This is a genomic window from Archangium lansingense, from assembly GCF_026626635.1.
In the GTDB taxonomy this organism is placed as follows: Bacteria; Myxococcota; Myxococcia; order Myxococcales; family Myxococcaceae; genus Archangium; species Archangium lansingense.
Genome location: NZ_JAPNKA010000001.1, coordinates 2,581,404 through 2,605,612, shown reverse-complemented (window position 1 = coordinate 2,605,612; position 24,209 = coordinate 2,581,404). Strand labels below are relative to the sequence as shown.

19 protein-coding genes are annotated in these 24,209 nt (G+C 68.9%); 10 read left to right on the top strand and 9 right to left on the bottom strand.

The window, feature by feature from the left end; all coding sequences use genetic code 11:
* Nucleotides 1-2 precede the first annotated feature (2 nt).
* The 3 genes from OV287_RS10375 to OV287_RS10365 are packed head-to-tail and all read left to right on the top strand — an operon-like array spanning nucleotide 3 to nucleotide 7,016.
* Nucleotides 3-953, top strand: a complete 951-nt coding sequence (locus tag OV287_RS10375) for a hotdog family protein (RefSeq protein ID WP_267533851.1) — start codon at nucleotides 3-5, stop codon at nucleotides 951-953.
* Nucleotides 950-6,340 (top strand): SDR family NAD(P)-dependent oxidoreductase, encoded by a 5,391-nt coding sequence (locus OV287_RS10370; protein ID WP_267533850.1) that lies wholly within the window; start codon nucleotides 950-952, stop codon nucleotides 6,338-6,340. Before OV287_RS10375 ends, OV287_RS10370 begins: the two co-directional genes overlap by 4 nt.
* Nucleotides 6,315-7,016, top strand: coding sequence for a 4'-phosphopantetheinyl transferase family protein (locus tag OV287_RS10365; RefSeq protein ID WP_267533849.1), 702 nt, complete (start codon nucleotides 6,315-6,317; stop codon nucleotides 7,014-7,016). The genes OV287_RS10370 and OV287_RS10365 overlap by 26 nt, the downstream gene beginning before the upstream one ends.
* A 137-nt stretch (nucleotides 7,017-7,153) precedes the next feature.
* Here the strand turns inward: OV287_RS10365 and OV287_RS10360 are convergent, their stop codons facing one another.
* The 3 genes from OV287_RS10360 to OV287_RS10350 form a co-directional block, all read right to left on the bottom strand.
* Entirely contained in the window at nucleotides 7,154-7,705 is a 552-nt protein-coding gene (locus tag OV287_RS10360; RefSeq protein WP_267533848.1) for a methyl-accepting chemotaxis protein, read from the bottom strand.
* Nucleotides 7,702-8,985 carry a methyl-accepting chemotaxis protein gene (locus tag OV287_RS10355; RefSeq protein WP_267533847.1) on the bottom strand — a complete coding sequence of 428 codons (1,284 nt, stop codon included), beginning with the start codon at nucleotides 8,983-8,985 and terminating at the stop codon, nucleotides 7,702-7,704. Before OV287_RS10355 ends, OV287_RS10360 begins: the two co-directional genes overlap by 4 nt.
* 219 nt (nucleotides 8,986-9,204) lie before the next feature.
* Nucleotides 9,205-9,948: an SDR family NAD(P)-dependent oxidoreductase gene (locus tag OV287_RS10350; protein ID WP_267533846.1), complete on the bottom strand. Its 744-nt coding sequence runs from the start codon at nucleotides 9,946-9,948 to the stop codon at nucleotides 9,205-9,207.
* Between the two features lie 212 nt (nucleotides 9,949-10,160).
* Between OV287_RS10350 and OV287_RS10345 the strand changes: the two genes are divergently transcribed.
* From OV287_RS10345 to OV287_RS10325, 5 genes are all read left to right on the top strand, one after another.
* Nucleotides 10,161-11,612: an NAD(P)/FAD-dependent oxidoreductase gene (locus tag OV287_RS10345; protein WP_267533845.1), complete on the top strand. Its 1,452-nt coding sequence runs from the start codon at nucleotides 10,161-10,163 to the stop codon at nucleotides 11,610-11,612.
* A 109-nt stretch (nucleotides 11,613-11,721) separates the two neighbouring features.
* Nucleotides 11,722-13,833, top strand: coding sequence for an OPT family oligopeptide transporter (locus OV287_RS10340; protein ID WP_267533844.1), 2,112 nt, complete (start codon nucleotides 11,722-11,724; stop codon nucleotides 13,831-13,833).
* A 187-nt stretch (nucleotides 13,834-14,020) separates the two neighbouring features.
* Nucleotides 14,021-15,637: a PAS domain-containing sensor histidine kinase gene (locus tag OV287_RS10335; RefSeq protein ID WP_267533843.1), complete on the top strand. Its 1,617-nt coding sequence runs from the start codon at nucleotides 14,021-14,023 to the stop codon at nucleotides 15,635-15,637.
* A 12-nt stretch (nucleotides 15,638-15,649) separates the two neighbouring features.
* Nucleotides 15,650-16,117, top strand: a complete 468-nt coding sequence (locus OV287_RS10330; protein WP_267533842.1) for a response regulator — start codon at nucleotides 15,650-15,652, stop codon at nucleotides 16,115-16,117.
* Between the two features lie 195 nt (nucleotides 16,118-16,312).
* Nucleotides 16,313-16,753: a citrate lyase holo-[acyl-carrier protein] synthase gene (locus OV287_RS10325; RefSeq protein WP_267533841.1), complete on the top strand. Its 441-nt coding sequence runs from the start codon at nucleotides 16,313-16,315 to the stop codon at nucleotides 16,751-16,753.
* A 9-nt stretch (nucleotides 16,754-16,762) separates the two neighbouring features.
* On the opposite strand, the gene OV287_RS10320 is transcribed toward OV287_RS10325, so the two are convergent.
* The 6 genes from OV287_RS10320 to OV287_RS10295 all read right to left on the bottom strand — a co-directional run bounded on the left by OV287_RS10320 (nucleotide 16,763) and on the right by OV287_RS10295 (nucleotide 21,681).
* On the bottom strand, nucleotides 16,763-17,935 hold the full coding sequence (locus tag OV287_RS10320) for a pyridoxal phosphate-dependent aminotransferase (RefSeq protein WP_267533840.1): 1,173 nt from the start codon (nucleotides 17,933-17,935) through the stop codon (nucleotides 16,763-16,765).
* A complete protein-coding gene (locus OV287_RS10315; protein WP_267533839.1) occupies nucleotides 17,932-18,249 on the bottom strand; it encodes a hypothetical protein in 318 nt (105 codons plus the stop codon). The genes OV287_RS10320 and OV287_RS10315 overlap by 4 nt, the downstream gene beginning before the upstream one ends.
* A gap of 64 nt (nucleotides 18,250-18,313) precedes the next feature.
* Nucleotides 18,314-19,000: a dethiobiotin synthase gene (gene bioD / locus OV287_RS10310; protein WP_267533838.1), complete on the bottom strand. Its 687-nt coding sequence runs from the start codon at nucleotides 18,998-19,000 to the stop codon at nucleotides 18,314-18,316.
* 2 nt (nucleotides 19,001-19,002) lie between these two features.
* Nucleotides 19,003-20,154 carry an 8-amino-7-oxononanoate synthase gene (gene bioF, locus OV287_RS10305; RefSeq protein ID WP_267533837.1) on the bottom strand — a complete coding sequence of 384 codons (1,152 nt, stop codon included), beginning with the start codon at nucleotides 20,152-20,154 and terminating at the stop codon, nucleotides 19,003-19,005.
* Nucleotides 20,155-20,222: 68 nt separating this feature from the next.
* Nucleotides 20,223-21,254 (bottom strand): biotin synthase BioB, encoded by a 1,032-nt coding sequence (bioB, locus tag OV287_RS10300; protein WP_267533836.1) that lies wholly within the window; start codon nucleotides 21,252-21,254, stop codon nucleotides 20,223-20,225.
* Between the two features lie 157 nt (nucleotides 21,255-21,411).
* Nucleotides 21,412-21,681, bottom strand: a complete 270-nt coding sequence (locus tag OV287_RS10295; protein ID WP_267533835.1) for a GlsB/YeaQ/YmgE family stress response membrane protein — start codon at nucleotides 21,679-21,681, stop codon at nucleotides 21,412-21,414.
* 212 nt (nucleotides 21,682-21,893) lie between these two features.
* Here OV287_RS10295 and radA point away from each other — a divergent pair, with 212 nt between their 5' ends.
* Nucleotides 21,894-23,255: a DNA repair protein RadA gene (radA, locus tag OV287_RS10290; protein WP_267533834.1), complete on the top strand. Its 1,362-nt coding sequence runs from the start codon at nucleotides 21,894-21,896 to the stop codon at nucleotides 23,253-23,255.
* Nucleotides 23,256-23,496: 241 nt separating this feature from the next.
* Nucleotides 23,497-23,730, top strand: a complete 234-nt coding sequence (locus OV287_RS10285; protein WP_267533833.1) for a hypothetical protein — start codon at nucleotides 23,497-23,499, stop codon at nucleotides 23,728-23,730.
* Nucleotides 23,731-24,209: the final 479 nt, after the last annotated feature.

The window sequence follows — 24,209 nt, the reverse complement described above, 5'->3', positions numbered from 1 at the left end:
CCGTGCAACCCGATACCTCACAATACCCGCTGCTGGAGGATGTCTCCGAGGTCTTCCGGGGTGAGAGCGCCGTCGCCAAGCGCGACGTGTGCCTCCCCCGGGAGCTCGACGAGGAGACGCGGCCGCTGCCCGCCTCGATGGAGCTGGAGTTCCTGGCCGAGGTGGGCGCGCTCGTGTACCCGGATCGCGTGCTGGTGGGGATGCGGGACGTGCGCTGGTTCCTGCGCTCCTCGCAGCCCTCGTCCGCCGCGCGGCTGGTGGGGCGTGCCCGCCGCGAGGCGGACGGTGAGGTGTCGGTCTTCTTGTCGGTGGAGACGGTGAGCGCCGGCGCCAGCACGGGGCACGAGGAGATGACCGAGGAGCCCATCCCCGTCTGCCGCGCCATCCTCCAGTTCGCCCATGCCTACGGGCCCGCGCCCTGGCCCCAGCAGCAGCAGATGCTGGCCCCCAAGTCGGAGAACCTCCAGAACGGCCGGCAGCTCTACACCTCGGCGGGCGGACAGGGAGATGTCCCCGAGTCGCTCCAAGTCATTTCCTGGGCCCGGCTGTGCGAGCTGGGCCGCATCCAGGGTGGGCTCGTCCACCCCCGCGTGATGTCCAAGGTGCTGCCCGCCAGCCGCATCCAGGTGGCCCCCGCTGCCATGGAGGGCGCGCTGCACATGGTGAAGTGGCTCTGGTACGCCTTCTCGGGCGAGGGCTCGCGCGAGATGGCCATCTCCGAGGCCACCTGGTTCCGAATGCCCCGGCGCGACGAGCGCCTCATGTGTGACGCCCGCCTGTCCGGCGCCAGCAGCGGACTGGCTTCCTTCGACGCCCACCTCCTCGGTCAGGACGGAATTCCCGTCCTCGAGCTGCGCGGCATTGGCATGGCCTCCCTGCCCTCCGAGGACGTCACTCCCACCTTGCCCCGTCTTGCCTGGCAGTCGTTCGTCAAGAGCCTCACACCGCGATGACCTCTTCCACGCACATCCCTCTGGCCATCATCGGGCTCGGGTGCCGGCTGCCCGGCGCCGACTCCCCGTCGCGCTTCATGAACCAGTCCCTGGAGGGAATGCGCGCCTTGACGCGCGTTCCCGAAGACTGGAGCGCCGGGCTGAACCTGAGCCATCCGCTGCTGGGCGGCTTCGTCCCCGAAGAGGGCAAGGACTGGAAGAAGTTCCGCCTGCCGCCCGCCCACGTGGAGAAGATGCACCGCATGGAGCGGCTGCTCCACCTGACGCTGCTGCAGGCCACGGAGGATGCTGGCTACAGCCCGGAGAAGAGCCCGGGCGGCCGGTGCGCCATCTACCTGGGCTCCACCGGCCTGGGCCTGGACATGAAGACCAACCAGGCCCTGCGGCTGCGCACGCCGGAGCTGCGAGAGCACCTGGCCACCCTCCTCCAGGGACGCGCCGACGGCGACCGGCTGCTGGCGGCCGTGGACAAGCTGATCAACGAGGTGGCCCCGCCCATCATCACCGAGTCGGTGCCCATGACGGCCACCATGGTGGCCAACCGCCTCTCCAGCCTGCTGGACACGCGCGGTGGGCACCTGGCGGTGGACGCGGGCACGGCCTCGTCGCTGGCGGCGCTGAGGCTGGCCTCGCTCTCGCTGCAGCTCGGGCACTGTGACGTGGCGGTGGTGGGCGCGGTGTCGCCGCTGCTCAGCCCCTCGTCCTTCGGGCTGCTGTCGGCGCGCGGCTGGCTGGCCCAGCAGGAGCTGCTCGCGCTGGATGAGCGCTCCGCGGGCACGCTCCCCGGAGAGGGTGCCGTGGCGCTCGTGCTGTGCCGGCTGGACGACGCGCTCGCCGACAAGCAGCGCATCTACGCCGTCCTCCACGGCGTCTCCGCGGAGGTGAACCTCAAGCAGGGCCTCTCGCGGCTGTCGCGCATGGTGGACAGGGCCGCGCGCACGTGCCTGGACATCGCCGGCATCGAGGCGGAACAGGTGCGCCACGTGGAGCTGCAGGCGTGCGGCGTCCCCGGCCTGGAGGACCAGGAGCTGGTGGGCCTCAAGGCCGCGCTCACCTCGTCGCGCTCCGAGCCCCTGTCGTTCTCCACCGCAGCGCCCCAGGTGGGCTTCCAGCAGGCGGCCAGTGGACTGGTGTCGGTGATGCGCGCCGCACTGTCGCTGCATGGCGGTGTGCGCGCGCCCGTGGCCGGACTCACCTCGCCGCGGCATGGGGTGGAAGGCGCCATGGAGTGCCTCACCCGCCCGGAGAAGCTGCCGCCCCGCAGCTACGTGGGCGTCAGCTCGCTGGGATGGAGCAACATCGCCTACCACGCACTACTCGGGCCCGCGCCGGCCCGTGAGGCGTGGGCGGACATCCGGCCCGTCCGGCTCGTCAACCAGAAGTACGCCATCGTGGGCATGGGCGCGATTGCTCCGGGCGCCCCGGACTCCCAGGCTCTCTGGACGAACATCATCTCCAAGGCGGACGCCATCGGCGACCTGCCGCCCTCGCGCTTCGACGTCAACCGCACCCTGGGCGCGCTCCTGAGCGAACAGGAGGTAGTGCCCCGGCTGGCCGGTACGGTGGAGCTGCCACTGGCCGATGCCCGCTGGCTCAAGCTGCCGCCTCCCCAGGCCGTGGCGCTCGACCCGTCCGTCACCCTCTTCGTCAAGGCGGCGGAGGAGGCGCTCGGCCAGGCCGCCTACGAGCCCGGTGCGTGGAACGGGCGACGCGTGCAGGTGGTGGTGGGCCAGCTCCCGGTGCGCGCCAAGGAGTTCGAGACCGAGCTGCGCTTCGTCATCGAGCAGTACCTGAAGGTGGCGACGGAGGCGCTCCGAGCCCAGGGTCTGAGTGCTGAGCAGGTGGCGCCGCTGCTCGACGCAGTCCGCCAGCGCATGCTGGGCACCCTGCCGCCGATAGACGAAAACACGTCTCAGTACTACTCGGGGCTGGCGTGCGCGGCACGGCTGGCCGCCATGCATGACTTCACCGGCGGCGTCATGACGGTGGACGCGGCCTGTGCCAGCTCCCTGGCGGCGGTGCACTCCGCCATGCTGTCACTGGCCAACCGCGACGCCGACGTGGTGATTGCGGGCGGCGTGGCCTTCAACCTCGTGCCCGAGTACGCCGCCGCGCTGGCCGTGCTCGGCATCCTCTCCCCGCGAGGCACCTTCCCCTTCGACGATCGCGCGGATGGCTTCGTGCCGGCAGAGGGCGCGGGCGCGGTGGTCATCAAGCGCCTGGAGGACGCGGAGGCGAACAAGGACCGCATCATCGCCGTCATCTCCAGCATCGGCTTCTCCAGCGACGGACGGGGCACCTCCCTGTTCACGCCCAACGCCAAGGGCCAGGCCCGGGCGGTGGCGCGCGCGCTGGAGGAGGCGAAGATGCACCCGGACCAGCTCGGCCTGCTGGAGGCGCACGGCACGGGCACGCGAGTGGGCGACAAGGTGGAGGCGGACGGCTATGGCGAGGCCTTCGCCCTGCGCGGCCGGGACAACCCGGTGCCCATGGGCACGCTCAAGTCGCAGATCGGCCACACCTCGTCGGCCTCCGGCATCCTGGGCATCATCAAGACAGCCTTCGCGGTGAGCGAGGCCTTCCTGCCGCCCATGAACGGCGGTGAGTTCCCCAAGGCGGAAATCCCCTTCGACAAGCTGCCCATCGCCCTGTCGCTGGAGGGCCGCCCGTGGCCCGCGCCCCGCGAGGGACGGCGGTGCGCCGGGGTGAGCTCGTTCGGCATCGGCGGCACCAACTACCACGTCATCCTCGAGGAGCACGACAACGCCCACCGGAAGCCCCAGACGGCGGATCCGCTGAGCGCCACCGCCAGCTACCCCATCCCCAGCCGTGGGCTGTCCGCTCAGCGCTGGCGTGTGGACCTGGTACCGCTGTCGCTCTCCTCGGAGAAGCGCTACCAGCTCCAGGGCAAGAAGCTGCTGCTCGTCGGAGACGAGCCGGGCCTGGTGGCCGCCTTCAGCCGCCTGCTGCTGGGCAAGGGCGTGCGGCTGGCCACGGTGTCGGTGGCGGGCATCACCGATGCCATGGAGGTAGAGCGCCGGGTGCGTCGTGCCAGCGAGGAGCTGGGCGGAGCCGACGGTGTCATCGACCTGGGAGCCTTCGGCCCGGTGGAGTACTTCCTCACCCTGGGCAGCGCACGCTTCGGGCGGCGCATGGCGGAGACCACGGCGCGCTGGCACGGCACCGGACGCGCCATGTACGAGCGCCTGCAGAACGCCAAGGGGCGCACCGGCTGCTACGTGGCCGTCACCTCCATGGGCGGTGACTTCGGCTTCGTGGGAGATGGCGGCAACGTGATGGGCGGCTCGCTCGCCGGCTTCCTCAAGGGGCTGAAGCAGGAGGTGCCCGGCGCCATCATCAAGACGATCGACTTCGAGCCGCGCGCCTCGCACTGGGTGGTGGCCGAGACGGTTGCGCGCGAGCTGGAAGAGGGCAGCGACCGGACGGAGATCGGCTACATGGCCAGCCGCCGCTTCGTGGTGGGCCTGCGCCGGGCGGACCATCCCAAGGAGGGCAGCCAGGTGCTGCGCCGGGTGGACCCGAGCTGGGTGCTGCTCTTCTCCGGCGGTGGCCGCGGGGCCGTCTTCGAGGTGGCCAAGGCGGTGGCGCGGCTGGGCCCCAAGGTCATCGTCACCGGGCGCACCCCGGCCCCCACGGGCGACGAGCCCTACCTGGCGCTGGACGACAACGACTTCGAGAACTTCCGCAAGGAGGAGATGATCCGCCGCAAGAAGGCGGACCCCACCCTCACGCCGGTGAAGTTCCGCGAGTCCTTCGAGGCCTACGAGCGCGCGCGCGAGCTGTGGCGCAACCTCCAGGAGGTCTACGCCCAGGGCCTGTCCATCGAGTACGAGACCTGCGACTTCCGCAACGCCGCGGACGTGCGGGCCATGGTGGACCGGGTGCGCGAGTACCACGGCCACATCGACGGCATCGTCCACGGGGCCATGGTCGAGGCCTCCAAGAGCCTGCCGGACAAGACGCCGGGCATCGTCGCCGCCACCATGGAGGTGAAGGTGCTCGGCCTCATCAACCTGCTGGAGGCCACGCGGCGCGATGACCTGAAGCTGATGATGTGCTTCGGCTCCGGCGCGGGCCGCTTCGGCAACAAGGGCCAGACGGACTACAGCGCCGCCAATGACTTGATGAGCAAGTGCGCCATGGCGTACGCGCACCGGGCGCGGCCCCACATGCGCTGCGTCACCATCGACTGGACAGCGTGGGAGAGCGTGGGGGCCGCGGCACGCAACAAGGAAGTGGTGCAGAGCACCGGCGTCTCCTACATCACCCCGGCCGAGGGCGCGTACTGGTTCATCAACGAGCTGCTGCTCGGCCGCACCGAGCGCGAGGTGGCCATCTTCGAGGAGCGACTGTTCCGCGAGTGGCCCTTCCTCGGGGCCGCCGCCGATGGCCCGGATGAGCGCACCGTCTACGACGACCGCGGCTTCCTCCTCGTCCCCTCCGACTATCCGATGATCGACTGCGTGGAGCAGCACGGCGCGGAGGGGCTGGTGGCCACGCGGACGTTCGATCTGACCACGGACCCGTTCGTGCTCCAGCATCAGCTGGACTCGGTGCCCATCATGCCGGGCACCTTCGGCTTCGAGATGCTGGGCGAGGCCGCCGCCCTCTTCCGGCCGGACCTGGCCGTGCTGCGCGCGGAGAACCTGCGGATCGAAACCCCGCTCAAGTTCTTCAAGGCCCCGCTGGTGGGCGAGCGCGCCAAGGGCAAGCCCGTCCACGTCACCCTCACAGCCAAGGTCATCAAGCAGCAGGGTGACGAGGTGACGCTCTACGTGGAGTCCGTGAGTGACCTGGCGCTGGGAGGCCGCTCCGACCAGACGCAGCGCCGCATCCACCAGCAGGGCATCTACGTGCTCGGGCCTGCACCGAGCGTGGAGGAGGGCACCGGCAAGCTGCCAGAGGCGCTCCCGGGCTCGCGCGCGCGCTCCATCTTCCACCTGGCCAAGGAGCCGCTGTACCTCGGCCCGCTCTTCTGCCGCGCCGAATGGGTGTACGTGGGCGAGCGCGAGGTGGAGGGCATCATCCGTGCCCCTCGCCAGCGGGACATCTTCACCCACGTGGCGCGGCCGCGCTTCCAGTTGGATCCACTCCTGCTCGACGCAGCCTTCCAAGTGGCGGCCAACTGGGACGGCCACCACAACAACCTGGTCTCCGTGCCCATGGGCGTGGACCATCTGGTGCGCGGGAGGCAGCGGCGCATCGACGAGTCGGGACACGTGAAGGCGAAGATGGTGAGGGTGGAGGGCGACGACGTCATCTACGACTTCGAGGTCCGCGGCGAGGACGGCGCCCTGCTGCTGGGCGGCACCGGGCTGTGGTTCCGGAGGTTGCACCGCAGTGAGCGCCGGAGCGCGGAGATCTGAGCGGCTGACGCTGCCCGGCGGCCGGGAGGTGGTGCTCGGCTGGGGTGAGGTGGGGCGGGAGCAGGACTCCGCCCTCTCGCCCCTGGAGCGCGAGGGCCTCGCCCGGTGCAGGACGGACAAGCGGCGGCAGGAGTTCATCGCGGGCCGGCTCGCCGCGCACCGGGCCCTGGCGCTGCTGGAGCCGGGGTTGCGCGCGGAGGTGACGGCACGCGAGGAGGGGCCAGACTCCGGGCGTCCCCTCTTCTCTCCCGAGCGGGGACTCGCGCTCTCCATCTCTCACTCGGCGGGGCTGGCGGTGGCGGCAGTCTCGCGAGGCGGCGCGCTGGGTGTGGACCTGGAGCAGCGGGTGGAGAGCGGCGAGGCCTTCCTGGAGGAGGCCTTCGCGCCGGGCGAGTGGGAGGGCTACGTCCCCGTGTGCACGGGACGGATGGACCCAGTCACCGCCGCGTGGGCCATGAAGGAAGCGGTGCTCAAAGTGTGGGGAGTAGGCCTGCGCGCGCCTTTACAGAAGGTGGCGGTGAGGCCGGAGCTGCTGCACGCGAGCGAGGACCAGGTATCCCTGCGGTTGATGCTCGAGACGGAGGGGCTCCCACCCGGCTTGGGGGAGCCACCCTCCTCAACGGCCGCGCTCCTGGTGGCGTTGCGGGACGGGCGGGTGCTGGCACTCGCCGGCTAACGGCTTCGTCCTGAAGGCCTGTGGATGTCCCCTCTCCCTCTGGGAGAGGGTCAGGGTGAGGGTCTTCCCCCAAGGCAGGCACGCAGGCGACAACCCTCCCCCCCGCCCTCTCCCAGAGGGAGAGGGAGCAGGCGGGCTCAGCCCACCTCTTTGCGCGAGGCATTGGCTTCCTGGGCGAGCTGCTGCTGGCGGGTCTGCCAGTCGTACTCGCCCACGAAGACGGCCACGCGCGAGGCCACCATGCGCATCTGATCCGCGGCCTCGTCGCTGGTGCGCAGGCTCGTCATCGTCTTGTCCATGACCTTCGTCAGGTCGTTCACCGCCTGGAAGATCTGGTTGATGCCCTGGTTCTGCTGGGTGACGGCGGCGGAGATCTGCCGCACGGAGCTCACGTTGTCGCGCACGATGCCGGACAGCTGCCGGATGTTGTCGCCGAAGGACTGGAGCTGCTGCACGCTGCCCTGGACCTTCTCGGTGCCGCTCTCGGTCATGTCCGCCGTGGTGCGGATGGCCTCGCTCAGGTCCATGAGGATGTTCTGCACGCTGTAGGTGGCCTTGACGGACTGATCCGCCAGGCTGCGGATCTCCCGCGCCACCACCGAGAAGCCCTTGCCATGCTCACCGGAGCGCACCGCCTCGATGGCGGCGTTGAGCGCCAGCATGGTGGACCGGTCCGCCAGGCTCTTCACCGTGGTGGTGATGTTGGCGATCTGCCGCGCCCGCTCATCCAGCGCGCGGATGCTCTGCGCATGTCCATCACCTGCTTCTGGATGTCGTGCATGCCCGAGAGGCTCTGCTCGAGCGCGGCCTCACCAGCGCGGCCGATCTGATCCGCGCGCTCGGCCTGCTGCAGCACGTCCTCGGCCTTCTGGGCGGCGACGAGCGACGTCTGCTTGATCTCCTGCGCGGTGACCTGCGTCTCCTGGAGGGACGCGGCCTGGACGGAGAGCGCCTCGGTCTGCTCCTGGTGCGAGCTGTTGAGCGACTGCGCGGACTGGCCCAGCAGCTGCGCCGAGTCGCTCAGCGAGGACGAGAACGTCCTCAACCGCTCGAAGGCCCCGCCGGTGGAGAGCGCCAGGTCACCCACCTCGTCGGTGGCCACCCAGTTGGGCAGGGCCGGCCGGCCCGAGGCGATGGACTCGATGGACTTCTGCACGGCCTGGGTGCCCTGGCTCTGGTGCCGCGCGATCTCCCAGGCGCACCACGCCGCCGCGGCGATCATGAAGCCACCGACCGCCACCACCGGGAGGACGATCGAGCTGAGGATGTCGGCCACCCGCGTCTGCAACAGCGCCACCAACGCCGGGGCCGCCTTCTCCACCTCCAGGAACAGCTCGCCAAAGCCGGAGCCCGTCTTCTTGAAGACGATGATGCTCGTCACCGTCAGCGTGGCGAACACGATGAGGGCGAAAGTGTAGGGCAGGTACCAGCCCTGCTTGGGCCACAGGAAGCCGCGATCCTCCACCCGCAGCTCCGGGTACTTGTGGAACTCCGCCAGCGCGTAGGGGCGCAGCAGCCGCTCCAGACGGATCGCCAGCCGGATGCCGACGACCATCGCCAGCAGCACGAAGCACGCCACCGCCTGCGGGATGATCCACGGATTCAGTCCGTAGAGCAGCGTGGGCCAGCCCGCCCAGATGAAGCAAGACACGCCGTAGCTCACCAGCAGTCCGTACTCGATCTTCCGCGGCGCCTTGAGGATGCGCTTGAGGCGGTCACCCGGAAAGTCCTGCGGGTTCTCCGCGAGGGCGTTCCTGTACGTGATGTAGATCATCACGATCGGGATGATGATCCCGAAGATGGGACTGTTGCACGTGGCATTGATGATCGACACGCGCATCGCCTGCTCTGGGGGCAACCCCATGACCAGCGAGAGCATGTAGGCCACGGGAGCCAGCGCCGTCAGCATGGACAGCTGCTGCTCCAGAAAGCTCTTCAGGACCAGCCGCTTCAACTCACCCTTATTCATCGCATGCCCATCCTAGCACCCTTCGCCCACAATGCCGTTTTCCAGCCGTCACGGTTGGACGCACTCCAGGCATGGCCGCCCCCTCGGTAGCACTCTGGGAAAAAGACCCATGGCGTCTAGTACGGGTCACCCTTCGCAAGAGGGTGGGTGGCTTTGCCCACCGAACAGGTCGGGCGCAACGGGTGCCCCGGCCTCGCTTCCCCAGGGAAGGCAAGAGACTCACCGCATGAGGTAGCCACCATTTACGCCAAGCGTCTGACCCGTCACCCAGCGGGCGTCCTCGGAGGCGAGGAAGGCGACGGCGCCGCTGATGTCCTCGGGCCGGCCCACCTTGCCAATCAGCGTCTGGGCGGCGATCTGCTGGCGCATCTTCAGGGGCACCTCGGCGGCCATGTCTGTAGCGACCTGACCCACGATGAGCGCGTTGACGCCGATGTCGCGCGGCGCGAGCTCGGTGGCCGCGGTGCGGGTGAGCGACTCGACGGCCGCCTTGGTCGCCGCGTACAGGCCCCCGCCCGCGAAGCCCTTGTGAGCACCGATGGAGGAGAAGTTGATGATGCGCCCCCCATTGGCCATGTGGCGCCCCGCCAGGCGCAGGCCCAGGATGAGGCCCCAGATGTTGACGTCCATGAGCAGCTGGAACTGCTCCCGCTCGATGTTCTCCAGCGGGTTGGAGGCGAAGGCGGCCGCGTTGTTGACCAGGATGTCCAGCCGGCCGAAGTGCTGCAGGGTGGTAGCAAAGAGCGCCTGCATCTGCGCCTCGTCGCCCACGTTGGCTCGCACGGTGATGACCTCACCCCCCGCGGCCTGGATGGAGTGGGCCACCATCGCCGCGGCCTGCTCGCTCTGCGCGTAGTTCACCACCACCTTCGCGCCATCCGCCGCCAGCCGCCGCGCGACGGCGGCACCGATGCCGCGAGAACTTCCCGTGACGATGGCCACCTTGTGCTCGAGCCTGCGCATGAGCGTTGCGTCCTCGTTGGCTGTTGGGGACGCCCAGGCTACCTCGCTCGCCGGGCTCGGACAGCTTTCATACAGCCAGCGAATCATTCTTCACTGGGACAGGATGTCCCTTCACCCAGCGCCTGGGTCACTAACCGCTCCGCCCCCAGCTCGCATATCTTGAGAGTTCCGGAAGGTTCGCGGAAGCCAGCTAGCTCATCGGGAGGAATCGGGTGCAATCCAGCAAGCGCGGATTCGGACAGGCCGTGGTTATCGGCGGCAGCATTGCCGGGCTTTTGAGCGCACGGGTGCTGTCTGACCACTTCGAGAAGGTCATCATCCTCGAGCGAGACCCATTCCCCGAGGGCCCGGAAGCACGCAAGAGTACGCCTCAGGGGCGCCATATCCACGCCCTGTTGGAAGCCGGGCTGAAGGTGCTGGATGGCCTGTTCCCCGACCTGGTGCAGGAGATGGTGCGCGAGGGGGTAGACATCGTCGACCTGGCCCGGGACGCCGCCTGGCTCCAGTCGGGAAGCTGGAAGGCCCGCTACGAGGGCGGCCCCCAGTCCATCCTCGTCTCCCGTCCCTTCCTGGAGTGGAAGGTGCGCGGCCGGGTCACCGCACTTCCGAACGTCGAGGTGAAGCAGGGCTTCGGGGTGGAGGAGCTGCTCACGGACGCCGCGCGCACGCGCGTCACTGGGGTGAAGGTGAAGGGGCCGGATGGCGAGCAGACTGTCGAGGGAGACCTGGTGGTGGACAGCAGCGGCCGGGGCTCGCGGGCTCCCCACTGGCTGGAGCTGCTGGGCTACGGCCGCCCCGAAGAGGAGCATGTAGGCATCGACCTGGGGTACACGAGCCGGTTCTACGAGCGCCCCGCGGGCTTCGACGACTGGAAAATCCTGGTGGTGAACGGCCGTGCCCCCGAGGCGCGGCGCGCGGGCTTCATCTCCAACGTGGAGGGCGGGCGGTGGATCGTCAGCCTCAACGGGTACTTCGGAGACCATGCCCCCACCGATGACGCGGGCTTCCTCGAGTTCGCACGCGGGCTGCCCACCCCCCACCTCTATGAGTACATCCGCCACGCGAAGCCGCTGACCGCGCCCGTCTCGCACAAGATTCAGGCGAGCCGCTGGATGCACTACGAGAAGATGGCGCGCTTCCCGGAGGGCTTCGTGCTGCTGGGCGACGCGGTCTGCGCCCTCAACCCCGTCTTTGGCCAGGGCATGACGGTCATCGGCCTGGGAGCCAGGCTGCTCGGGGAGCAGGTGGCCCAGGCGCGCAACTCGTCCGGCGGCCTCCACCAGGGGCTGGGGCGGAGCTTCCAGAAGGAGCTCAGCAAGATCATCGGCACGTGCTGGTTCCTGACCACCACCCTGGACCTGGCCCACCCGCAGACCCGGGGCAAGCGGCCCATCGGGCTGAAGGGCCTGCTGTGGTCCGTCCAGAACATGATCGACCTGACCTCACTGGACGTGAAGTCCTGCATGGCGTTCTACGATGTGCTGCACATGCGCAAGGGGGTGGAGGGGCTGCTACAGCCGGGGTTCGTCGCGGCGCTGATGGCCTACAACGCCAAGAGTCTGGTCGTCCCGAGGGAGAAGCGGGCCAACCTGACCACCCTGCCGCCTCCGCCGGGGCGGAAGCGCAGCCCGGCCCCCCCCGACCAGCAGGACGCCGCCGCATAGCGTCACGCCCGCCTGCCTGGGCTCCAGCTCCCGGCAGCCATTTGGCGGACGGGTGTGGGAGTTGTAGAACTCCCACCCGACACGGACGTCCCCCATCTGGGAGCCCCCATTGAAGCCTGAAGCAGCCAAGACCGAGGCGGCTCGGAACGTCGCTATTCCGACCGGTTCCGCCCCGAACGAAGTCAAGACAGCGGAGTTCCAGCCGTACATCCCCGCCGATCGCAGCGACGTGGCCGAGTTCACGCCCAAGGCCATTGGCATCGGCGTGCTCTTCGGCGTCATCTTCGGTGCCGCCACGGTGTACCTGGCCCTGAAGGCGGGCCTGACGGTCTCGGCCTCCATCCCCATCGCGGTGCTCGCCATCTCCCTGCTCAAGAAGCTGGGCGGCTCGACGATCCTCGAGAACAACGTGGTGCAGACCATCGGCTCCGCGGGCGAGTCCATCGCCGCGGGTGTGGTGTTCACCCTGCCCGGCTTCCTCTTCCTGAGCACCGACAGCAAGGGCTCCAGCTTCTTCGAGTACTGGACCATCTTCACCCTGGCGCTGCTGGGCGGCGTGCTGGGCACGCTGATGATGGTGCCGCTGCGCCGCTCGCTCATCGTGAAGGAGCACGGCAACCTGCCCTACCCCGAGGGCACGGCGTGCGCCTCGGTGCTCATCGCCGGTGAGAAGGGCGGAGACCTGGCGAAGATCGCCTTCCAGGGCGTGGGCTTCGCCTTCGTGTACGCGCTGCTGCAGAAGATCGTGAAGCTCATCGCCGAGACGCCGGCGCTGGTGACGGAGCAGAAGAACAAGTACTTCCCGTCCGCCACGCTCAACGGCGACATCACCCCCGAGTACCTGGGCGTGGGCTACATCGTCGGCCCCAAGATTGCCGGCGTGCTGGTGGCCGGTGGCGTGCTGGCGTGGCTGGGCCTCATCCCGCTGCTGGCCTCGGTGGTTCCGCCGGACACCGTCGCGGAGCAGCTGGTGAAGCTGGGCTACCTGACGAGCCTGACCACGGCGGGCGGCCCGGGCGGGTGGGATCCCGTGACGCACAGCTTCGGCAACACGGCGACGGCCATCTACCGCGCGTACGTGCGGCAGATCGGCGCGGGCGCGGTGGCGGCGGGCGGCTTCATCACGCTGCTCAAGACGCTGCCCACCATCGTCGCGGCCTTCAAGGAGAGCATCGCGTCCTTCAAGGAGGGCGCCGCGGGCGCCGCGCAGAAGCGCACCGAGCGCGACCTCCCCATCACCTTCGTGCTCTTCGGCAGCGTGGGCCTCATCGTGACGATGGCCATCCTGCCCTTCCTGCCGGGCAGCGTGTTCGGCCGGCTGCTGCTGGGCGTGCTCATCGTGGTGTTCGGCTTCTTCTTCGTGACGGTGGCCTCGCGCATCGTGGGCATCATCGGCTCGTCGTCCAACCCCATCTCCGGCATGACGATCGCCACGCTGATGGCCACCTGCCTCATCTTCATCGGCATTGGCTGGACGGGTGACATGTACCAGCCCATGGCGCTGTGCGTGGGCGGCATGGTGTGCATCGCCGCGGCGAACGCGGGCGCCACGTCGCAGGACCTGAAGACGGGCTACCTGGTGGGCGCAACGCCCCGGGCGCAGCAGCTCGGCCTGATGATTGGCGCGGTGGCGGCGGCGATCGTCATCGGCCTCACCATGAAGGTGCTGGACACGCCGACGGAGGCGATGCGGGCCCAGGGCATCCAGCACATGATTGGCACGGACGCGTTCCCCGCGCCGCAGGGCACGCTGATGGCCACGCTCATCAAGGGCCTGCTGTCCTTCAACCTGGACTGGCAGTTCGTGCTGGTGGGCGTCTTCCTGTCGGTGACGATGGAGCTGTGCGGCGTCAAGTCGCTGTCCTTCGCGGTGGGCGCGTACCTGCCGCTGTCCACCACCGCCCCCATCTTCGTGGGCGGCGCCATCAAGGGCCTGTCGGACTACATGGCCACGCGCAAGGGTGAGCACGTGGAGGAGTCCGAGCTCGGCCCCGGCAACCTCTTCTCCACGGGCCTGGTGGCCGGCGGCGCGCTGGCCGGCGTCGTGGTCGCCATCCTCTCGGTGAATGAGGGCGTCAACGCCGCCATCTCCAAGCTGTCGGTGGAGCACGCCCTCCAGGGCGCGGTGGGCGCCAACGGCTACAACCTCATCGGCGTCATCGCCTTCGCCATCATGGGCTTCGTGCTGTACCGCATCTCCCGCAAGCCCTCGCAGGCGTAGCACTGCCGCGAGCCTCGGGCTCGTGAATGGAACAACTCGGAGCGCTCGGAGGGAGGCCTTCCCGCCGGGCGCTTTGTTTTTTCACCGGCCGACACTGGCTGACACCGGCTGGTGCCGATGCTTACGGGACCTCTAGAATCATACCGCCTCCCTGGAAAATCCAAGAAGGCAGGAGCGTCCCGAAGCCATGACCGCGCTGACCCGCCCCAGCACCTTCCCCGCCGATGTGCTGACCGAAGGCCTCTTCCAGGTCCAGCACCAGGCCCTCCTGAGCACCATCCTCAACGGCATCTCCGAGGGGGTGATCATCGCCGACGCCTCGGGCCACCTGCTCTACTTCAGCCCGAACGCCCACAAGCTCCTGGGCATCGGCCCAGCGGACATGGCCCCCGGGAGCTGGAGCAGGCACTACGGCATCTTCTACGCGGACACCCGGACGCCGTGCCCCTCGGAGCGGCTCCCGCTGTACCGCGCCCTCCAAGGAGAGGAGGCACCCGAGGAGGAGTTGTTCCTCCGCAACGCCCAGCTCCCGGAGGGCCAGCACGTCCACGCGAGCGCCAGGCCCATGCGTGACGAGCAGGGAAGGCTCCTCGGGGCCATGGTCACCCTGCGCAACACCCAGGGCCAGCGCCAGGCCGAGGCCAGCCAGCGCCGCACCGAGCAGCAGTTCCAGCTCATCGTCGAGGCCGCCCAGGAGGGCATCTGGACGATCGACACCGAGCAGCGCACCACCTACGTCAACCGCTTCCAGGCCGAGATGCTCGGCTACACGGTCGACGAGATGATGGGCAGGCACATCAGCGACTTCATGGACGAGGAGAACCGTGCCATCGCCCGCCAGAACATCGAGCGGCAGCGTCAGGGCCTCACCGAGTTCCATGACCTCCAGCTCCGCCACAAGGAGGGCCGGCCCATCTGGACCATGGTGTCGTCCAACCCGATGTACGACGAGCAAGGCCGCTACACCGGCGTGCTGGCCATGGTCACCGACATCACCCGGCGCCGCGCCGCCGAGGAAGAGGTGCGCCAGCTCAACGCGCAACTGGAGCAGCGCATCGCCGAGCGCACCGTCGAGCTCGAGTACACCAACCGCGAGCTGGAGTCCTTCGCCTACTCCGTGGCGCACGACCTGCGCTCCCCCCTGCGCTCCATCTCCAACTTCACGCAGGCACTCGACGAGGACTGCGGCGACAAGCTCGACAGCACCGGCCACGACTACCTCGGGCGCATGCGCGCCGCGTGCAAGCGCATGTCCGAGCTCATCGACGGCATCCTCTCCCTCTCCCGCGTCAATCGCACCGAGCTCGTGGAGTCAGAGGTCAACCTCTCTGCCCTGGCGCACTCCGTCTCCGAGCAGATCCAACGCTGGCAGCCGGAGCGCACCGTGCGCTTCACCATCCAAGACGGCCTGGTGGACCGAGGTGATGCCAAGCTCCTGCGAGGCGTGCTGGAGAACCTGCTGGGCAACGCCTGGAAGTTCACCCGCGATCGGCCCCAGGCGGAGATCGAGTTCGGCTCCACCCTGGCTGAGGACGGCAAGCGGCGCGTCTACTTCGTTCGGGACAATGGGGCCGGCTTCGACATGGCCTTCCAGAACAAGCTCTTCGGCGTCTTCCAGCGCCTGCACACCCAACAGGAGTTCGAGGGCAACGGGGTGGGACTGGCCACCGTGCAGCGCATCATCCGGCGCCACGGGGGCACCATCCGGGGCGAAGGCCGGGTCGGACACGGCGCCACCTTCTCCTTCTCCCTCCACGACCCTTCCCCCACCACGCCTGGCAACGAGCCGGGTCTCATCAACTGAGGAGAACGTCCCATGTTCGAGCTGAGCCAGCGTGTCGTCCTACTCGTCGAGGACAACGCCGATGACGAGCTGATGACCCTCCGGGCGTTCCGAAAGAGCAACCTGCATAACCCGGTGGTCGTCGTGCGCGATGGGGCCGAGGCCCTCGACTACCTCTTCCTGCAAGGCCAGCACGCGGGGAGAGACCCTTCCATCTGGCCTCAGGTGGTCCTGCTGGATTTGCACCTGCCCCGCATCGACGGCCTGGAGGTGCTGCGGCGCATCCGCACCCATGAGCAGACCCGGAACCTGCCCGTGGTCATCCTCACCTCCTCAAAGGAGGAGCGCGACCTGGTGGAGGGCTACCAGCTCGGCGTCAACAGCTTCGTCCACAAGCCCGTGGACGTCACCGAATTCTTCGAGGCGGTGCGGCAACTGGGCATGTACTGGCTCGTCCTTAACGAGCTGCCCTCCACGGCCGCCACCCGAAAGAGCGCGTAAGGGCCTGTCCGGCGGCACACACACCCGGAGTCTCACAGGGTCCCCCTTTGCGGGCTGGAGAACGATCGCCCTCTCGTCAGCATGAAGATTGACCGGGCGCTCCTTATTTCTCGTCAGGCGCATCACGAAGCTGCGTCAGGCGTCTCAAACTGATGATGGAGACGAGCCCAATTCCGGGCCTCTAGGGAGGAGCCGATGAGCACAGCCCTGGTAAAACGAGCCTCGGTGCGCGCCGAGGAAGCGCGTGTCCTGGATGCACGGGAGCAGCGTAACAAGGTGCGTCAGGAGCTCGCCCGGAGCATGTCCGGCCGTTCGCTCATCGAGCTCGCCTTGGATGTGCCCCGGAGTGCCGCGTCGAACGAGGACGGCCAGCACCACTTCCTCGCCGGGCTGCAGCGCCTGGAGCAGGAGCTGGGCGTGGCCCCAGCGGAGATGTTCGAGGACGCGGCGGGCTACTACGGCCTCTTCGTCACGGAGTTACCCGCCCTGCTGGCCCGGCGCCGAGCCTCCCGCATCGAGGGAGAGACCGCATGGGACCGCCAGCTCGGCATCGAGTGCTACGGGCTCGCAGGGGGAAACCTCGGCACCACGGGCAAGGTCCCCCGCGAGGCGGTGGGCGGCCCGGCCATCCGGTAACCCCGGCCGCTAGCCGCTCCTGTCCAGCACCCGCGCGAGCGGCGCCAGTGCGGCGGCGAAGACGTCCGGCGGAGGCAACAAGGACAGCACCAGGAAGGCTGCGCTGGGGAAGTCGTAGAAGTAGCCCGGCTGCACCGCCACCCCCTCGTCCAGCAGGGCCAGGCACGTGGGCTCCTCGCCCAGCGCCAGCGGGATGCGCAACACGGTGCTCCATCCCCCATGCGCGGGCAGCACATCCCAGAGGGCCTCCCTCGACCGGGCCTGGAGCAGCCGGCGCCGGTTCTCCTTCACCCGGGCCAGCAGCGCCTCCTGGAAGCGCGGCGCGTGGGCCAGCAACCCAGGCAGGGCGAGCTGCACCGGCGTGTTCACCGGCAGGTAGGTGTCCGCCACCAGCTCCAACCGGGCCAGGGCCTCTTCACGCAGAGTGTCGGGCCCGCCCACGTGCGTCCACCCCAGCTTGAGGCCGGGCAGCCCCGCCACCTTGGACAGGCCCGAGAGGGAGAAGGTGAGCATGGGCAGCTCGCGCCCCGCCACCGTGGGCACCCGGCCCGCCTCCTCGTCCCAGGCGAAGTCGGAGAACACCTCGTCCGAGATGAGCGCCAGCCCCTCCTGCGCGCACAGCCTCCCCAGCGCCTCCAGCTCACCCTCGTGGAGATAGTGGCCGGTGGGGTTGCCGGGGTTCACCACGAGCACGGCGCGGGTGCGCTCGTCCCTCGCCGCGGCCACCTCCTCCACGTCCAGGCAGAAGCCGTGCCCGCGCGGCAGGCGGTAGGGGCGCGCCTCCACCCCCTCCAGACGCGTGAGGTACTCGAAGAGAGGGTAGCTGGGCGCGGGGATGAGGACGTTGTCCCCGGGCTCGCACAGCAGCTTGAAGAGCCAGCTGTAGGACTCGCTGGTGCTGGCGGAGAGAACGAGGTGCTCGGGCGAGACGCGGGCGCCGCGCCGGGCCAGGTGCGCGGCCACGGCCTCCCGAGCAGAAAGAAGTCCCTGGGGCTCGGGGGCGTAGCCGAGAGCCTCCGGAGAGGCCAGCAGGGCCGGCTCGGGCGTGGGCAGACCCACGCGGGTGGGGTTGGTCTCGGTGAGGTCCAGCAGGGGGAGCCCGCGAGCCCGGCGCTCGGCGAGTGCCTGCGCCAGGGGGTTCCAGGTACGGGAGAAGCCGGTGCGCGCGGAGAAGCGGCTCACAGCCCCGTCTGTAGCATCGCGGAGGCGACGAGGCGGATCAGCTCGCGACGGACCTCCTTGCGGCAGTGCTCGACGGCCTTCGGGTGGGGGGCCGGCAGCGTGTCGTTGCGCGAGCGGATGGCAGTACGGACCACGAGCTCGACCTTGGTCGGCTCGATGTGGAAGAGCCGCTGGCCATCCTTCTGAAGGAAGTAGGAGAGACCGCGCGCATCGAGCAACTTGGAGAGGTAGCGCCTTGCGTCGGCGAGGAGCGAGAGGTCGATGATGTCCGCCATTCGCGTGGCGTTCTCGCGCAGATCGAAAGATGCGTCCATTTCACGGCCGTGCAACACGAAAACTTGCACTTGCGCGCGCCTTCGGATCGCCGCGGAGGCCGATTTATCGGCCTCGCGCGCGTTTGGACACGAGTGGAGCGAGGGCCTTGCGGAAGGCCGCGTGGCATCGGCGTGGCTCCACGAGGTAGGGAACTGGACCGAGAACCTGGATGTGATGGCGCTCGGCGATGAGGGCGGCGTTGTCGCGCTCGGAGGGATCGCGAGAGGGAGTGCTCCGAGAGAGGAGCACGGCGGCAACAGGGATGTTGCGCGCGGCGAGGGCCTCGAGGGAGAGGGCGGTGTGGTTGAGCGTGCCCAGGCCGGCGCGGGCGACGAGCAGGACAGGAAGCCCGAGGGTGGAGATGAGATCGATGACGTCGTGGGAGGAGTCGAGGGGGACGAAGAGACCACCGGCGCCCTCGACGACGACGGGCCCGTGGCGCACGCGCTCCCAGGCGGCGAGGGTGGTGTTCCAATCGGGCTCTCGGCCAAGGCGGCGCGCGGCGATGCCAGGAGCCAAGGGAGCGCGGAAGCGATGGGGACAGACGACGTCCAGGGGCAGGTCGCTCCGAGCGGCCTCGCGCAGGGAGAGCGCGTCGGAGGGGGCGGAGAGGGAGGGGCACCCGCTCTCATAGGGTTTGAAGCCCTGGGGGGAGAGCCCAGCGTCGACGAACAGGGAGAGCAGGGCCCGGGAGGCTTGCGTCTTGCCTACGCCGGTATCCGTGCCCGTGACGAAGAACCGCGGCACCATACTCACAACCTCAACGAGCGCAGCCCCTCCAGAGCGAGGTCCACATGGCCCTCGGTGTGGGCGGCGGAGAGACAGAAGCGAAGGCGGCTGGTGCCCTCGGGGACGGTGGGCGGGCGAATGGCCTTCACCAGCAGCCCCCGGGAGCGCAGCGCACGAGCCGCGGAGATGGCGAGCCCGGGCTCGCCCAGGATGACGGGGAAGATGGCGCTCCGGGGCTCGGCGGCGAAGCCGAGCGAGCGCAGGCCCTGAGAGAAGCGACGGATGTTGCGCCACAGGCGGGCGCGCAGGGCGTCGTCGTGCTCGACGATGTCCACGGCGGCCTCGGCAGCGGCGCACAGGGCGGCGGGCAGCGCCGTCGAGAAGACGAGGGGCCGGGCGCGATTGAGGACGAGCTCCACCACGGGGCGGGAGGCACAGATGTACGCCCCCAGCCCGCCGAAGGCCTTGCTCAAGGTGCCCATGCGCACGTCGACAGCACCCTCGAGCCCCAGCTCCTCACACAGCCCGGCGCCGCGCGAGCCGAGGACGCCCGTGGCATGGGCCTCATCCACGAGGAGGGCCGTACCGTGGGCCCGGCAGACGCCCACAATCTCCCGCAGGGGCGCGTGGTCCCCGTCCATGGAGAACACGGTGTCGGTGACGACCAGGCGGCGGCGGGCGGGGGTGGAAGAAAGAGCCCGATCGAGCGCCTCGACGTCGGCATGCGGATAGACAACGGTGCGAGCGCGCGAGAGGCGGCAGCCGTCGATCAGGGAGGCGTGGTTGAGGGCGTCGGAGAAGACAGCATCCTCGGGCCCCACGAGCGCCTGCAGTGTGCCGACATTGGCGGCGTAGCCCGAGTTGAAGAGGAGCGCGGCCTCGGAGCGCTCGAAGGCAGCGAGACGAGCCTCCAGACGCTGGTGGACGGTGGAGTCCCCCACAACGAGCCGGCTGGCTCCAGAGCCGACCCCGTAGGACTCCAGGGCGGCGATGGCGGCGGCACGCGCGGAGGGCGAGGCGGCGAGGCCCAGGTAGTCGTTAGAGGAAAAATTGACGAGCGTCTCGCCCCCCAGCCGGACGAGGGGACCCTGGGGAGAATCGAGCGGCTCGAGGAAGCGCTTCAGCCCTCGGGAGGCCAGGGAGTCCAAGTCCTCCCGGGCCCACGCCGTGGCCACCGTGGATGCGCCCTCTCCCTCTGGGAGAGGGCTGGGGTGAGGGTCTTCCTTCCAGGGTCCGCGCGTCATTACCGCGACGTATCCGGCTCCAGGGGGCGGATGCCGGCCTTCTCCAGGAGGGCCATGTCCTGGGTGTACTCGGGGTTGCCGGTGGTGAGCAGCTTCTCGCCGAAGAAGAGCGAGTTGGCCCCGGCGAGCATGCACAGGAGCTGAGCCTCCTCGTTCATCTGCATACGGCCGGCGGAGAGGCGCACCATGGCCATGGGCATGAGGATGCGAGCAGTCGCGATGGTGCGGACCATCTCCACGGTCTGCACGGGCTTCTGGTCCTGGAGCGGCGTGCCCTTCACGGCGACGAGCGCGTTGATGGGAACGGACTCGGGGTGGACCTCCTGGTTGGAGAGCGTGAGCAGGAGCTTGCAGCGGTCTTCCACGGACTCGCCCAGGCCGATGATGCCGCCGGAGCACACGGAGATGCCGGCCTGGCGCACGCGCTCAATCGTATTGAGCCGGTCCTCATAGGTCCGGGTGGAGATGATGTCCCCGTACTTCTCCTCGGAGGTGTCGAGGTTGTGGTTGTACGCGGAGAGGCCGGCCGCCTTGAGGCGCTTCGCCTGACTCTCGGTGAGCATGCCGAGGGTGGCGCAGGCCTCCATGCCGAGCGCCTTCACACCGCGGACCATCTCCAGGACGCTGTCGAACTGAGGGCCGTCCTTCACCTCGCGCCAGGCAGCGCCCATGCAGAAACGGGTGGCGCCAGCGGAGCGGGCCTTGGAGGCGGCGTCCAGCACGGTCGGCACGGACATGAGCTTCTCGGCCTGCAGGCCGGTGTCCTTGTGGTAGCGCGCCGCCTGGGGGCAGTAGCCACAGTCCTCGGGGCAGCCGCCCGTCTTGATGGACAGCAGCGAGCAGAGCTGCACCTTGTTGTCCTGGAAGACAGCCCGGTGGACGCCCTGCGCCTTGTGGATGAGCTCCAGCAGGGGCAGCTCGTAGAGGGCGCGCACCTCGGGGAGCGTCCAGTCATGGCGGACGACGACACCCGGAGGCGGAGCGGCGAAGTGGGCGTGACCGTGGAAGTCGTGGGCGGCGGAGTCGGACATGGGCTCCTCGGGGGAATGGAGCGCGCAAAGTGCGTGGACGGACCGCCCTTGTCAACCACGCAGCGCGCCCGGGTTGACGACCCCGGTCCCCCCGAGGAGACGGGTCCGGGAGAGGGAGCCCGCGTCATGAGCCCCCTGCCCTACCGGACCCCGGACCTCATGCGTGGATGCGACGGCCCCTGCCCGCCCAGCCCACCAGGAGTAGGACCACGATGGCGCCTACCACGGACATGATGATCCCCGAGGGCTGCAGGTCAAAGACGCGCCGACTCGGCGAGAAGAGCGAGCCGATGAAGCCGCCCACGAACGAGCCCACGATGCCCAGCAGCAGGGTCGCCACGAGACCCATGGACTGGCGGCCCGGCATGAGAGCACGCGCGAGGAGACCCGCGACCAGACCCACCACGATGAACCAGATGATGCTCATCTCCGTTCTCCCTTTCATGGGGCAACGCGACGTGCGGCCCCGTTTGGGACCAAACGTGGGGAGCCCTCCCCGTGGGCACAACTTGACGGAGAGACCTGGGGGGAACACCCCCGGCTGGCCGCTCGGTCTCCGGACTGCCCCGGAGGGAGGGTTGTCAGGCGTGAGGGAAAGCGAGGGGAAACGTGGGTGGCCTGCGCTAGACATGGGGTCCCATGGCGAAGGCGAAGACGCACTACACGTGTCAGGCGTGCGGGTACCAGTCAGCGAAGTGGTTGGGGAAGTGCCCCGACTGCGGCGCGTGGAGCTCGCTGGTGGAGGAGACCGAGGCGAAGGTGGACGAGAAGCGTCCAGCGTGGGGGGCCTCGGGAGGGGCGACCAAGCCGGTGCGGCTGCGCGAGGTGAGCGGCGAGCAGGAGGAGCGCCGGCGCACGGGCATCGCCGAGTTCGACCGGGTGCTGGGAGGCGGAGTGGTGGACGGCTCGCTGGTGCTGCTGGGCGGAGACCCGGGCATCGGCAAGTCCACGCTGCTGCTGGCGGCGCTGGACAGGTTGGGACGCTGGGGTCCGGTGCTGTACGTGTCGGGCGAGGAGTCGCTGCGGCAGACGAAGATGCGGGCCGAGCGGCTGCGGGTGGAGAGCGAGGCCATCCATCTCTTCGCGGAGACGGATGCGGACCGGGTGCTGACGGTGGCCGAGGGACTCAAGCCGCGGGCGCTGGTGGTGGACTCCATCCAGACGATGTACCTGCCGGAGCTGGGCAGCGCGCCGGGGAGCATCTCGCAGGTGCGCGAGGTGGCGGGGCGCTTCATGGCCTTCGCCAAGCGCAGCGGGGTGCCGACGTTCCTGGTGGGGCACGTGACGAAGGAGGGCTCCATCGCTGGCCCGCGCGTGCTGGAGCACATGGTGGACACCGTCCTCTACTTCGAGGGCGAGCGCGGTCACCCATTCCGGATTCTGCGGGCGCACAAGAATCGCTTCGGCTCGACGAACGAGATTGGCGTCTTCGAGATGAAGGGGGCGGGGCTGGTGGAGGTGGCGGACCCCTCGGCGCTCTTCCTGGCCGAGCGGCCTGTGGGCAAGGCGGGCAGCGTGGTGACGTGCACGCTGAACGGGACGCGGCCGCTGCTGGTGGAGGTGCAAGCGCTGGTAGCGCCCACGGGCTACGGCACGGCACGGCGCACGGCGATTGGCGTGGACGGCAACCGCGTGGCGCTGCTGGCGGCAGTGCTGGAGAAGAAGGAGGACATCCCGCTGGTGGGGTGTGACCTCTTCGTGAACGTGGCGGGAGGCATGCAGTTGTCGGAGCCTGCGTGCGACCTGGCGGTATGCGCGGCGCTGGTGAGCAGCCTGCAGAACCGGCCGCTGGGTGCGCACACGCTGGTGCTGGGTGAAGTAGGACTGGCGGGGGAAGTGCGCGCGGTGGGCCAGGTGGAGCCGCGGCTGGCGGAGGCGGCGAAGATGGGCTTCCAGCGGGCCATCATCCCCAAGGGCAGCGCGCGGCGGCTGGAGAACACGAAGCTGGAGGTGGTGGGAGTCGAGACGCTCTCCGAGGCGCTGGGAGCGATGTTCGACTGAGGGGTTCCCAGCCCTCAGGGAGAAAGGGACATGCCCGCAGCGGCGGGCACCTGGGATGAGGGCGCGGTGGGTGGAGGTCGTGCTGGGGGTCCACCCATTGCGCGTCCTTGTATGCCGCTGCCTCCGAATCAAAGGGCTTCTGGCTGCGCGTCCACCGGTACTGAACCACGCCTGGTTCGGAGGTCTTCCACTCCAGTCGCCAGATGTATTGCCCTCTCGCGAAGCGAACCAGGATTTCGCCTTGGAAATCCGTGCCACCCGTGAAGCGTCTGTCATCACGGATGGTCCGGTTCAGTGCGGCCAGGTACTTCCGCACCTCCTCGCGGCCTTCCCTGAGGGCTTGCTCATTCCAGGGCTTGATCTCGAAGAGCACCAGGCGCGAGACGTCCGTGATATCCGGGCATATCTTACGCTCGTCCGGGCGCAGACGGGACAGGTCTCCAAAGCCCATACCGTCAACTATGACTTCGATTGACCTGGTGTTGAAGTATGCCACGCTCCTCGGATGGTTGACGCCATACATGTAAGCAATCAGCCGATGTGAGGCATTGCCCATGAAGAACTCCCAGGGCATCTGCGAATCCGGCTTCCGACCGGGCACATTGTAGCCCTGGACTGCGGGGCCAGGTGGCATCCCACCCGCCGCTGAGCCGTCGCTCATGGCCAGCAGGACTCCCTGCCGCAGAGCAGCGGCTCGTGTCGTCTCGACCCCTGGCCTCTCCGAACTCCAGGCAGAGGAAGTCCGTTCGCCGGAGGCCGTCACACAGCCAGCGAGTACTGAGACGAGGAACAGGGAGACATACCGCGCAGCCAGGCTCCTGGTTGGACAGCCAATGGTCGTACTCACGTAGACCTCCCGCTCCGCTCATGCGAACAGTCGCGGGGCTAGTGAAGAAGTAGAGACGGAGAGCCACGGGCAACTCCAGGCCCTCGGCCGTCAGGTCACTCGGTAAA